The sequence below is a fragment of the Pseudomonas lactucae genome (assembly GCF_016937615.1).
Taxonomy (GTDB): domain Bacteria; phylum Pseudomonadota; class Gammaproteobacteria; order Pseudomonadales; family Pseudomonadaceae; genus Aquipseudomonas; species Aquipseudomonas lactucae.
Window position 1 is genome coordinate 1 of sequence record NZ_JAFHKI010000183.1, and the last position, 12,053, is coordinate 12,053.

General features: G+C 60.8%; 11 protein-coding genes and 1 pseudogene. 10 read left to right on the forward strand and 2 right to left on the reverse strand.

Annotated features, from left to right (window positions below):
* Positions 1-150 precede the first annotated feature (150 nt).
* From JWR98_RS26625 to pdeM, 9 genes and pseudogenes are all read left to right on the forward strand, one after another.
* Entirely contained in the window at positions 151-1,155 is a 1,005-nt protein-coding gene (locus JWR98_RS26625) for a ligase-associated DNA damage response exonuclease (protein ID WP_078731897.1), read from the forward strand.
* Positions 1,152-2,786: an ATP-dependent DNA ligase gene (locus JWR98_RS26630; RefSeq protein ID WP_205491652.1), complete on the forward strand. Its 1,635-nt coding sequence runs from the start codon at positions 1,152-1,154 to the stop codon at positions 2,784-2,786. Before JWR98_RS26625 ends, JWR98_RS26630 begins: the two co-directional genes overlap by 4 nt.
* 238 nt (positions 2,787-3,024) lie before the next feature.
* Positions 3,025-3,804, forward strand: coding sequence for a transporter substrate-binding domain-containing protein (locus JWR98_RS26635; protein ID WP_003172332.1), 780 nt, complete (start codon positions 3,025-3,027; stop codon positions 3,802-3,804).
* Between the two features lie 58 nt (positions 3,805-3,862).
* Positions 3,863-4,591, forward strand: a complete 729-nt coding sequence (locus JWR98_RS26640; protein ID WP_078731894.1) for an ABC transporter permease — start codon at positions 3,863-3,865, stop codon at positions 4,589-4,591.
* Positions 4,588-5,297: pseudogene (locus JWR98_RS26645) on the forward strand (ABC transporter permease). The gene JWR98_RS26640 and the pseudogene JWR98_RS26645 overlap by 4 nt, the downstream one beginning before the upstream one ends.
* A gap of 9 nt (positions 5,298-5,306) precedes the next feature.
* A complete protein-coding gene (locus tag JWR98_RS26650; protein WP_205491654.1) occupies positions 5,307-6,425 on the forward strand; it encodes a succinylglutamate desuccinylase/aspartoacylase family protein in 1,119 nt (372 codons plus the stop codon).
* 13 nt (positions 6,426-6,438) lie between these two features.
* Positions 6,439-7,203, forward strand: a complete 765-nt coding sequence (locus JWR98_RS26655) for an ABC transporter ATP-binding protein (protein ID WP_003172326.1) — start codon at positions 6,439-6,441, stop codon at positions 7,201-7,203.
* 58 nt (positions 7,204-7,261) lie between these two features.
* On the forward strand, positions 7,262-9,742 hold the full coding sequence (locus tag JWR98_RS26660) for a ligase-associated DNA damage response DEXH box helicase (protein ID WP_205491656.1): 2,481 nt from the start codon (positions 7,262-7,264) through the stop codon (positions 9,740-9,742).
* Positions 9,742-10,404, forward strand: coding sequence for a ligase-associated DNA damage response endonuclease PdeM (gene pdeM, locus JWR98_RS26665; RefSeq protein ID WP_078731891.1), 663 nt, complete (start codon positions 9,742-9,744; stop codon positions 10,402-10,404). The genes JWR98_RS26660 and pdeM overlap by 1 nt, the downstream gene beginning before the upstream one ends.
* Positions 10,405-10,408: 4 nt before the next feature.
* Here pdeM and JWR98_RS26670 read toward each other — a convergent pair whose 3' ends face one another.
* Positions 10,409-10,606, reverse strand: coding sequence for a hypothetical protein (locus JWR98_RS26670; RefSeq protein ID WP_010212420.1), 198 nt, complete (start codon positions 10,604-10,606; stop codon positions 10,409-10,411).
* 106 nt (positions 10,607-10,712) lie between these two features.
* Positions 10,713-11,279 carry a dCTP deaminase gene (dcd, locus tag JWR98_RS26675; protein WP_003172320.1) on the reverse strand — a complete coding sequence of 189 codons (567 nt, stop codon included), beginning with the start codon at positions 11,277-11,279 and terminating at the stop codon, positions 10,713-10,715.
* Between the two features lie 388 nt (positions 11,280-11,667).
* Between dcd and JWR98_RS26680 the strand changes: the two genes are divergently transcribed.
* The gene (locus tag JWR98_RS26680; RefSeq protein WP_002554837.1) at positions 11,668-11,877 is read left to right on the forward strand and encodes a cold-shock protein; all 210 of its coding nucleotides are present in this window, start codon (positions 11,668-11,670) and stop codon (positions 11,875-11,877) included.
* The last annotated feature ends 176 nt before the right edge of the window (positions 11,878-12,053 follow it).

Consider the following 12,053-nt stretch of genomic DNA (forward strand, 5'->3'; position numbering starts at 1 on the left):
CCCGATAGCGGTCTGTCAGGTACTGATGTTCTGCCCGACACACTGCTATCGGGGGCAAGCCCCTCCCACATTTGGATCCCATGCATTCAGATAGAACTTCTGCGTCCGGCCTCATCTCCTAAGTAACAAGCCCACCTCCCCGGTCACCCCATGGACCTCGTCATCGCCCGCCCCGAAGGCCTCTATTGCCCTGCTGGAGATTTCTACATTGATCCCTGGCGCCCGGTCGAACGTTCGGTCATCACCCACGCCCACGGCGATCACGCCCGTACCGGCAACGAGCATTACCTGGCGGCGGCACCCGGCGAAGGTATCCTGCGTTCACGCCTGGGCCAGGACATCAACCTGCAAACCATGGCCTATGGCGAACAACTGCAGCACCACGGTGTAACCCTGAGTTTCCACCCCGCCGGGCATGTGCTCGGTTCAGCCCAGGTGCGCCTGGAATACCGGGGCGAGGTCTGGGTGGCGTCCGGCGACTACAAGGTCGAACCCGACGGTACCTGCGCGCCTTTCGAACCGGTGCGTTGCCACACCTTCATCACCGAATCCACCTTCGGCCTGCCAATCTACCGCTGGCAACCCCAGGCGCAGATTTTCGCCGGGATCAACGACTGGTGGCAGGCGAACATCGCGGCCGGCAAGGCCAGCGTGTTGTTCTGCTATTCCTTTGGCAAAGCGCAACGCATCCTGCATGGCATCGACGCCAGCATCGGCCCGATCCTCAGCCACGGCGCGGTCGAACCCTTGAACCGGGTGTATCGCGAGGCAGGCGTGTATATCCCGGAAACCCTCTACGCCGGCGATTTCAAAAAGACCGACCCACTGTTGCGCCAGGCGCTGATCATCGCTCCACCGTCCGCTGGCGGCAGCAGTTGGATACGCCGCTTCGGCGACTACAGCGATGCCTTCGCCAGCGGTTGGATGCGCTTGCGTGGCACACGGCGGCGGCGTGGCGTGGACCGTGGCTTTGTGCTGTCGGACCACGCCGATTGGCCGGGCCTGTTATGGGCTATCGAACAAACCGGCGCTGAGCGGGTGATGGTCACCCACGGTTCTGTCGGCGTATTGGTACGCCACCTGCGGGAAAAAGGCCTGGACGCCCAGGGTTTCAGCACCGAATACGGCGATGATGAAGAGGAAGCCACAGCATGAAGGCCTTCGCCGAGCTGTACGCCAACCTCGACGCCACCACGTCCAGCAATGCCAAGCTCGCGGCGTTGCAGGCCTATTTCCGGGAAGCGCCAGCGCAAGATGCGGCCTGGGCGGTGTACTTTTTATCCGGCGGGCGGCCCCGGCAATTGGTGCCGACGCGTCTGTTGCGGGACATGGCCACCGAAGCCTCGGGTATCGAACCGTGGTTGTTCGAAGAAAGCTATCAGTCGGTGGGCGACCTGGCAGAGACGATTTCCCTGCTGTTGCCGGAATCGACCCACACCTCGGAAGACGGCTTGGCCGTGTGGTTGGAAGAAAAACTCCTGCCCTTGCGCGGTCTGCCACCGCAAGAGTTGGCCGCCCGTTTGCCAGTACTGTGGGCGCAACTGGATCAACCCAGCCTGATGGTGTGCATTAAGTTGATCACCGGCAGCTTTCGGGTTGGCGTGTCCAAATTGCTGGTCACCCGCGCCCTCGCAGCCATGGCCCATCTGGACGGCAAACGCGTCGCCCAGCGCTTGGTGGGTTACACCGACCTGTCCAACCGGCCTACAGCTGAGGGCTACCTCAAGCTGATCGCCGCCGAATCGTCTGACGAACACGCCCAACGTGGCGGGCAGCCTTATCCGTTTTTTCTCGCCCATGGTTTGTCGCAACCGGTGGAGCAGTTCGACGCGTTGCTCGGGTCACCCGCCGACTGGCAAGTGGAATGGAAGTGGGATGGCATTCGCGCGCAACTGGTCAAGCGCGAAGGCCGGTTATGGGTCTGGTCGCGGGGTGAAGAGCTGGTCACCGAGCGCTTCCCTGAACTCCACAGCCTGGTGAGTGGCCTGCCCGATGGCACAGTGATCGACGGTGAAATTGTAGTGTGGAAAGACTCGGTGCAACCCTTCGCCCTGCTGCAACAACGCATAGGCCGCAAGACCCTGAGCAAAAAAGTGCTTGAGGACGCGCCAGTCGCGGTCCTCGCTTATGACCTGCTGGAATATCAGGGCGATGACTGGCGCAACCGTCCCCAGGCCGAACGTCGAGCGCAGCTCGAACGGGTGATTGGCGAATGTAACAGGCCCGTGTTGCTGGCTTCGCCGTTGTTGCAGGGCGAAACGTGGGCGGCGTTGGCCGAACAACGCGAAGCCTCGCGCAGCCTAGGTGTGGAGGGCATGATGCTCAAGGATCGCCAAGGCCTGTACGGCGTGGGCCGCACCAAGGACATGGGTCTGTGGTGGAAGTGGAAAGTCGACCCCTTCAGTGTCGATGCAGTGCTCATCTACGCGCAACGAGGCCACGGCCGGCGCGCCAGTTTGTACAGCGACTACACCTTTGCGGTGTGGGACGGCCCGCCCGGCAGCGAGCGCAGCCTGGTGCCGTTCGCCAAGGCATACAGCGGACTGACCGACGAAGAAATGCGCAAGGTCGACGCAATCGTGCGCAAAACCACGGTGGAAAAATTCGGCCCGGTCAGCAGCGTGACGCCGAGCATGGTGTTTGAGCTGGGCTTTGAAGGGATTGCCCTGTCCAAACGCCACAAAAGCGGGATTGCGGTGCGCTTTCCAAGGATGCTGCGCTGGCGGCAGGATAAGGCGGTGGATGAGGCGGATAACTTGGCCACTCTGCAAGACCTGTTGACCTGACGCAGAACCCTGGTGGGAGCAAGCCCCCACACGCCCCGAAAAAGTGCACTCAATTTTCAATGCCCATTTTCGGGCATGTCTACACTCAGAACTCCCTCCTCCTACCTTTTAAAACGATCATTCGGAGCCACATTCGGAACTATGGTGCAGAAATTGCTACCAGTGAGCCGTCTGACACCGTTCAGTAACAGTCCTAAACGCGCCACAAGCGCTTATCTTGGTTTCCAGGGATTACATAATGAAAAAAGCATTGCTGACCCTTTCTGCACTGGCTCTGTGCATGGCCGCCGGCGTCGCCACGGCCAAGGAATACAAGGAATTGCGTTTTGGTGTCGATCCGTCCTACGCGCCGTTTGAATCCAAAGCCGCCGACGGCAGCCTGGTGGGCTTCGATATCGACCTGGGCAATGCCATCTGCGCTGAGTTGAAAGTGAAGTGCAAGTGGGTCGAGAGTGACTTCGACGGCATGATTCCGGGCCTGAAAGCCAACAAGTTCGACGGCGTAATTTCGTCCATGACCGTGACCCCGGTGCGCGAAAAGGCCATCGACTTCTCCAGCGAACTGTTCTCCGGCCCAACTTCGCTGGTGTTCAAGAAAGGCGCGGGTTACTCCACTCCTGAGTCGCTCAAGGGCAAATCCGTGGGCTACGAGCAAGGCACCATTCAGGAAGCCTACGCCAAGGCCGTGCTGGACAAGGCCGGTGTGACCACCAAGGCCTACGCCAACCAGGACCAGGTCTACGCTGACCTGACGTCCGGGCGCCTCGATGCATCCGTGCAAGACATGCTGCAAGCTGAACTGGGCTTTTTGAAGTCCCCAGCCGGTGCCGGCTACGAAGTCAGCGCGCCGATCGACGACCCACTGCTGCCGTCGAAAACCGCGATCGGTATCAAAAAAGGTAACACTGAACTCAAGGCCCTTTTGGATAAAGGTATCAAAGCGTTACACGATGATGGCAAGTATGCCGAGATCCAGAAAAAACACTTTGGCGATCTGAACCTGTACAGCGGCAAGTAATGCCCCGGGGCGCCCCTCTTTTGGAGGGGCGCTTTTTTATCGCCATAGGTCCTGATTTATGTTCGAAGATCTGTTGCAAACCCTCGGGCTGAGCGCATTCAGTTTGAAGGGTTTCGGCCCGCTGTTGCTGCAAGGCACCTGGATGACCCTCAAGTTGTCGGTACTGTCCCTGGCCGTCAGCGTATTGCTGGGCCTGCTCGGCGCCAGTGCCAAACTGTCCAGCCTGCCCTTGCTGCGCATTCCCGCCCAGCTCTACACCACGCTGATCCGCGGGGTGCCCGACCTGGTGCTGATGCTGCTGATTTTCTACAGCCTGCAAACCTGGCTCACCGGTCTTACCGACTTTATGGAATGGGAATACATCGAAATCGACCCATTCAGCGCCGGGGTCATCACCCTGGGCTTTATCTACGGTGCCTACTTCACCGAGACGTTTCGCGGCGCGATCCTCGCCGTGCCCCGTGGCCAACTGGAAGCCGCCACCGCGTACGGCCTCAAGCGCGGGCAGCGGTTTCGCTACGTGACCTTCCCGCAGATGATGCGTTTTGCCCTGCCCGGCATCGGCAACAACTGGATGGTGATGCTCAAAGCCACCGCCCTGGTGTCGATCATCGGCCTGGCCGACCTGGTCAAAGCCGCCCAGGATGCCGGCAAGAGCACCTATCAGTTGTTCTATTTCCTGGTACTTGCCGCGCTGATCTACCTGTTGATCACCAGCGCGTCCAATTTCGTGTTGCGCCGTCTTGAACGTCGTTACTCCGCAGGCGCCCGGGAGGCCGTGCGATGATCGAACTCTTGCAGGAATACTGGCGCCCGTTCCTTTACAGCGACGGCCAGCACATCACCGGCCTGGCCATGACGATGTGGTTGCTCAGCGCCGCCCTGGTGATTGGCTTTGTGGTATCGATACGTTGTCCATCGCGCGCGTATCACGCAAGCGCCTGGTGCGTTGGCCGGTACAGTTCTACACCTACCTGTTTCGCGGCACGCCCCTCTATATACAGCTGCTGATTTGCTACACCGGCATCTACAGCATCGCCGCCGTGCGCGCCCAACCGGTGCTGGATGCATTTTTTCGCGATGCGATGAACTGCACCATCCTGGCCTTTGCACTTAACACCTGCGCCTATACCACGGAGATTTTCGCCGGGGCCATCCGCAGCATGGCCCACGGCGAAGTCGAGGCGGCCAAGGCCTACGGCCTCAGCGGCTGGAAACTGTACGCCTACGTGATCATGCCCTCGGCCCTGCGCCGTTCGCTGCCCTACTACAGCAACGAAGTGATCCTGATGCTGCACTCGACCACCGTGGCCTTTACCGCAACGATCCCGGACATCCTCAAAGTCGCGCGGGACGCCAACTCGGCCACCTTCATGACCTTTCAGTCGTTCGGCATCGCGGCACTGATCTACCTGGCCGTGACCTTCGCCCTGGTCGGCCTGTTTCGCCTGGCGGAGCGCCGCTGGCTGGCCTTCCTCGGTCCGAGCCATTAAGGAGCCTTCATGCGGCATCAGTTACATGATCTGATTGCGCCGGTGCCAGGCACGGCGCGGCAGATCCACAGTTTCCATTTCGGCCCTGCGCAGGCTGAAGGCAAGGTCTACATCCAGTCGTCGCTGCATGCCGATGAGCTGCCGGGCATGCTGGTGGCCTGGCATTTGAAGGCGCGCCTGGCCGAGCTGGAAGCGGCCGGGCGGTTGTCGAGCGAAATCGTATTGGTGCCCGTCGCCAACCCCGTAGGCCTGGAACAGGTGTTGATGGACATCCCGCTGGGCCGTTACGAACTGGAGAGCGGACAGAACTTCAATCGCCTGTTTGTCGACCTCAGCGAAGTCGTCGGCGACCAGGTCGAGGCGCTGCTCGGCGATGACGCGCAGCACAACGCCCGGTTGATCCGCGCCGCATTAAGCAGCGCCCTGGCCGGACACACCGCCGCGACCCAATTGCAGTCCCAGCGTTTGGTGCTGCAACGTTTGGCTTGCGATGCCGACATGGTGCTGGACCTGCACTGCGACTTCGAAGCCGTGGCGCACCTGTACACCACGCCCGAAGCCTGGCCGCAGGTGGAGCCGTTGGCGCGCTACCTCGGCTCGGAGGCCAACTTGCTGGCCACCGATTCCGGCGGGCAGTCGTTCGACGAGTGTTTCACCCTGGTGTGGTGGCAGTTGCAGCAGCGCTTCGGCGAGCGCTTCCCGATTCCCATGGGCAGCTTTTCGGTGACCGTCGAACTGCGCGGCCAGGGTGATGTGAACCACGGCCTGGCCAGCCTCGACTGCCAGGCGATCATTGATTACCTGATTCACTTCGGCGCCATCACAGGCAACGCGGCGCCGCTGCCCGCGCTGCCCTACCCGGCCACCCCACTCGCCGGCGTGGAACCGGTGGCCACGCCGGTTGGCGGCTTGCTGGTGTTCAGCGCCCTGCCCGGTGAATACTTGGAGGCCGGGCAACTGATCGCCGAAATCATCGACCCCCTTACCGACCGCGTAACGCCCGTGCACTGCCGGAACGCAGGCCTGCTTTACGCCCGTTCGCTACGCCGCATGGCCACTGCCGGGATGGTCATCGGCCATGTCGCAGGTTTACAGGCCTACCGTAGCGGCTATCTACTTTCGCCTTGAGGATGCATGCCCCATGTACAAATTGACCGTTGAAGGCCTGCATAAAAGCTATGGCGACAATGAGGTGCTCAAAGGTGTCTCGCTCAAGGCCAAGACTGGTGACGTGATCAGCCTGATCGGCGCCAGCGGTTCGGGCAAGAGCACCTTCTTGCGCTGCATCAACTTTCTGGAAACCCCCAACGATGGCGCCATGACCCTCGACGGCCAGGCGATCCGCATGGTCAGCGATCGCCACGGCATGCGCGTGGCCGACGACGCCGAGTTGCAGCGCCTGCGCACGCGCCTGGCGATGGTGTTTCAGCACTTCAACCTGTGGAGCCACATGAGCGTGCTGGAAAACATCACCATGGCGCCGCGTCGGGTGCTGGGCTGCAGCAAGCAGGACGCCGAAGACCGTGCGCGTCGTTATCTGGACAAGGTGGGGTTGCCGGCGCGCGTGGCCGACCAGTACCCGGCGTTTCTTTCCGGCGGCCAGCAACAGCGGGTGGCGATCGCCCGTGCACTGGCCATGGAGCCGGAAGTGATGCTGTTCGACGAGCCGACCTCGGCGTTGGACCCGGAACTGGTGGGTGAGGTGCTGAAGGTGATCCAGGGCCTGGCCGAAGAAGGCCGCACCATGATCATGGTCACCCACGAGATGAGCTTTGCGCGCAAGGTATCGAGCCAAGTGCTGTTCCTGCATAAAGGCCTGGTGGAAGAGCAAGGTGCGCCGGAGGACGTGCTGGGTAATCCGAAGAGCGAGCGCCTGCAGCAATTTCTGAGTGGCAATTTGAAGTAAACCTTTGCGGCGCCTGGAGGGTCTGTGGGAATAGACCCTCCGGAATGTCAGCCGCCGTATGGCAAAACCCATCGATTTCGCCAAGCAATGGTTTGCCGCCAAGGGCTGGAAGCCGTTCGCCTTTCAAAAAGACGTGTGGGCGGCAGTCAAGCACGGCCAGTCAGGGTTGCTGCATGCCAGCACCGGCGCCGGTAAAACCTATGCGCTGTGGTTTGCCGCACTCAATCGCTTCGCCCTCACTCGCCCGCCCGCTGCCGGCAAACGCAAACCGCCCGCCGAACCGCTGACGGTGCTGTGGATCACGCCGATGCGTGCACTGGCCGCCGACACCGCACGCGCCCTTGAAGCGCCGCTGGAGTCCTTGCAGATTCCCTGGAGCGTTGGTCTGCGCACAGGCGACACCAGCAGCAGCGAGCGCGCCCGCCAGACCCGGCGCCAGCCAAGCGCGCTGGTCACCACGCCCGAAAGCCTGACCCTGATGCTCGCTCGCGCCGACAGCGAGGCCAGCCTGGCGCACCTGCGCATGGTGGTGGTGGATGAATGGCATGAATTGATCGGCAACAAGCGTGGCGTACAGCTGCAATTGGCGCTGGCACGACTGCGATGCTGGCATCCGGAATTGATGGTGTGGGGGATCTCGGCGACCTTGGGTAACCAGGCCCACGCGTTGGAGGTTTTAGTCCCACAGGGCGATGGGATCAATGTGCAGGGGCAAACGGCCAAACAGTTGAAAGTCGACACCTTGCTGCCACCGGGCGCCGAACGTTTTCCCTGGGCGGGGCATATCGGACTGAAAATGCTGCCCCAGGTGGTGGCCGAGGTGAACGCCAGCAGCAGTTGCCTGGTGTTTACCAACACGCGGGCGCAGTCGGAAATCTGGTACCAGGCACTCTTGGAGGCACGGCCGGATTGGGCCGGAGTGATCGCCCTGCACCATGGTTCGCTGTCGCGGGAAACCCGTGACTGGGTGGAGCGGGCCTTGAAAGATGGGCAGCTCAAAGCGGTGGTGTGCACCTCCAGCCTGGATTTGGGGGTGGATTTTCTGCCGGTGGAACGGGTGTTGCAAATCGGCTCGGCCAAGGGCGTGGCGCGCCTGATGCAGCGCGCCGGGCGCTCGGGCCATGCGCCGGGGCGGCCGTCACGGGTGACACTGGTGCCCACACACAGTCTGGAGCTGGTAGAAGCGGCGGCGGCCCAGGACGCGATTGCCGAGCGCCACATCGAAGCCCGCGAATCGCCCTACAAACCGTTGGATGTACTCGTACAACACTTAGTGAGTATGGCCCTGGGCGGTGGTTTTACCCCGGATGCGCTGCTGGATGAAGTGCGCGGCGCCTGGGCCTATCGCCACCTCACCGTGGTCGAATGGGCCTGGGCCCTGGGGTTTGTGCGCCATGGCGGGCTGTCGCTGACTGCTTATCCGGATTACCGTCGTGTGGAACCCGATGAACACGGCATCTGGCGCGTACCCGACGCACGGCTGGCGCGGCGCCATCGCATGAGCGTCGGTACGATTGTCAGCGATGCGAGTATCCAGCTGAAGTTCTGGAGCAAGGGCGGCGGTGGCACAAACCTCGGAAGTGTTGAGGAAGGTTTTATCGCTCGGCTCAAGCCCGGTGATGGCTTCTTGTTCGCCGGGCGCTTATTGGAGTTGGTACGCGTGGAAAACATGACCGCCTACGTCCGCCGCGGCACCGCCAAAAGAGCCGCCGTACCGCGCTGGAATGGTGGGCGCATGCCACTTTCCAATGAACTGGCACAGGCGCTGGTGGCGCGCCTCGATGCAGCGGCCCATGGGCATTTCGAAGGCCCTGAAATGCGCGCGGTGCAACCCCTGTTACAGACGCAGTTGCGCTGGTCGGGCTTGCCTACACGCGAGCATCTGTTGGCCGAAGTGTTGAAGTCGCGAGAGGGGTGGCACCTGTTCCTCTACCCGTTCGCCGGCCGCCAAGTGCACCAGGGGCTGGCCAGCCTGCTGGCATGGCGGGTCAGCCAGGTGCAACCGGTGACGTTCTCCATTGCGATCAACGACTACGGCCTGGAACTGTTGAGCGCCACGGCAGTGGATTGGCCGGCTTTGTTGAACGTCGCGCTGCTGAGTCCGGCAGACTTGCTGACGGACGTCCTGGCCAGCCTGAACGCCGGGGAACTGGCCTTGCGCCGCTTTCGTGAAATTGCACGCATCGCCGGGCTGGTGTTTGCCGGTTACCCCGCGCGCCGAAACGATACCCGGCAGGTGCAGGCATCCAGCGGTTTGTTCTTTGAGGTGTTCAAGCAATATGACCCGCAGAACCTGTTGCTGGCCCAGGCCGGGGAAGAAGTCCTGCGCGATGAATTGGATATTCGCAGACTGGAAGAGACATTACTTCACCTGTCGGCCCTCGAACTGGACCTGCACCTGATCGCACGGCCTACGCCGTTGGCCTTCCCGCTGCTGGTGGAGCGCATGCGCGAGAGCATGAGTTCGGAAAAACTGTCGGAGCGCATTGCGCGAATGGTCAAGGACCTGGAAAAAGTCGCGGATAACGGGAAGCCTTGATGCATTGTTCAGTGACGCTGGAGGGAGAGGAACTGTGGTTGCTGGCGGACAAGGCCGTCTATTGGCCGGCACGCCGATGCCTGCTGATTGCCGATGCGCACTTTGGCAAGGCAGCGGCCTATCGCAGCCTCGGGCAGCCCGTGCCGCAAGGGACCACCACCGAGAATGTGAAGCGGCTGGATCGGCTGTTGGCGGCCTATCGGTGCGAAAGGGTGATCTTCCTCGGCGATTTCCTGCATGGTCCCGGCTCTCACGCCAGCGGCACGCTGGCTGTGTTGCGCGCGTGGCGTGAGCGCAACCCGGAGCTGCCCATGACCTTGATCCGCGGCAACCACGATAAGCGCGCAGGCGACCCGCCTGCCGACTTGCGGATCGAAGTAGTCCAGGAGCCACTGTTGATGGGGCCATTTGCCCTGCAACACGAACCGGATGCCCACGCCAGTCATCATGTGTTGGCAGGGCATGTACACCCGGTGTATCGCCTGCGCGGCAAGGGCCGCCAGAGTTTGCGGCTACCGTGCTTTCAGGTCGGGGGACGTGTGAGTCTGTTGCCGGCGTATGGCGCATTTACCGGAGGATTTACCGTCACGCAGGACAATGATCGCCAAATCTATGTGATCGGCGATCACCAGGTGTGGCCCGTTCACTTAAGCGCAGACTGACCTTTCAGGCGACTGGCGCTGGCGGTGGCTCGTCCGGAAGAGTGGGTTCACCCGGTTCGGTAGGCTGTGGATAATCCGGCTCGGGTTGGCCGGGGATGCCGCCCGCATAGGCGGGATCGGCCATCAGGGACCAGGCCAGAACACCAATCTGGTTGGGTTCAAGCCGGGCAAGTTCAGCGCTGATTCGCGGGTCGATTTTCATAAGGCACTCCTCAAGCGTGGCTCGCGCGTTTTACACGCGCCGAGGCAGTACACCCAATAGAGTCACTTTCTGCAGACTAATTCCCTTTACGCGTAGGACCTTTCGATCAAGCGCGTGGCAAGGTCACGCCGCGCTGGCCCTGGTACTTGCCGGCGCGGTCTTTGTAGGACACTTCACAGGCCTCATCAGACTGCAGGAACAGCATCTGCGCCACACCTTCATTGGCATAGATTTTCGCCGGCAGCGTGGTGGTGTTGGAGAACTCCAGGGTCACATGGCCTTCCCACTCGGGCTCAAGCGGCGTCACGTTGACGATAATGCCGCAGCGCGCGTAGGTGCTTTTACCCAGGCAAATGGTCAGCACGTCGCGGGGAATACGGAAGAACTCCACGGTGCGCGCCAGGGCGAAAGAGTTTGGCGGAATGATGCAGACGTCGCTCTTGACGTCGACGAAGCTCTTTTCGTCGAAGTTCTTAGGGTCGACGATCGCCGAATTGATGTTGGTGAACACCTTGAACTCATCGGCGCAGCGTACGTCGTAGCCGTAGCTGGAAACCCCGTAGGAGATCACACGGTCATCGCCTTCGCCACGAATCTGGCGCTCAACGAACGGTTCGATCATGCCGTGCTCTTGCGCCATGCGGCGAATCCACTTGTCCGATTTGATGCTCATGGCGGGTGTCCTGAATAGCGAGGTGGAAAATTCTGTTGGGCATCTTACCGGGGCCGGCGTTGGGGTTCAAAGGCCGTCGGGCTTTTCTTGATGAATGCACCGCTTGCTATAAGCCTTGGCTAACGTGGCCGGGCTCCAAGCAACCATGCCCAGTGAGCGTAAATACCACCGCCAGTCACGAAAATAGAGAAACCTTCGGAAATACCATTGGCACGTTCCTGAAAAACGGTTAAGGTGGCGTCACTGTGTTGCTTGTGTCACTGAGAATCTCTACACGATATGTTGAATTTCGATCCAACCATCTCCAAGAATTTTTCCTGCTCTTTGCACTCAGTCTCGGCCAGGGCTTTTCCTGAGTCGCAGTTAACTTTGTTCAAGGAGTTACACCATGTCTAATCGCCAAACTGGTACCGTTAAGTGGTTCAACGATGAAAAAGGCTTCGGCTTCATCACTCCACAATCCGGTGACGACCTGTTCGTTCACTTCAAAGCTATCCAATCCGACGGCTTCAAAAGCCTGAAAGAAGGCCAACAGGTTTCTTTCATCGCTACCCGCGGTCAGAAAGGCATGCAAGCTGAAGAAGTTCAAGTTATCTAACTTGTACTGACTTAGTCGAAAAGACCCCGCCCTCAAAAGCGGGGTTTTTTTATGCCTGGATTTCTTGAAATACCCGAACAAACGCCAGGCAAAAAAATGTGGGAGGGGGCTTGCTCCCGATAGCGGCGTGTCAGTCGATACATCCAGTGACTGAACTACCGCTATCGGGAGCAAGC